We start from the raw sequence: 228 nt of genomic DNA, 5'->3' as shown, positions 1-228 counted from the left end.
GGAGCCGTCGGAGATGTTCATCCGGCGGGCCATCCAGCGGTATCTCCGCCGCCGCCGGTCGGACTCAACCGATTCGAGCGTCGAGGCGTGGAAGTACCGCCTCAAGCTGTTCCGCGAGTGGTGCTACGGGATCGACCTGAAGCGCGTCGGCGAGCTCCGTGGGCTCGACTTCGACGAGTACTACGAGATCCGCGCCGGCGAGGTCGCGCCGGTGACGCTGGAGGGCGA

General features: G+C 68.0%; 1 pseudogene. It reads left to right on the top strand.

Features of this window, described 5'->3' with window-relative positions:
* Nucleotides 1-13: 13 nt before the first annotated feature.
* Nucleotides 14-228 (top strand): annotated as a pseudogene (locus EXE45_RS19170) (site-specific integrase); the annotation flags it as partial.

Origin of the sequence: Halorubrum sp. SP9, from assembly GCF_005435015.1 — an archaeon.
Lineage (GTDB): Archaea > Halobacteriota > Halobacteria > Halobacteriales > Haloferacaceae > Halorubrum > Halorubrum sodomense.
The sequence above is the reverse complement of the archived record's forward strand: the minus strand, read 5'-3'. Positions and strand labels throughout refer to the sequence as shown.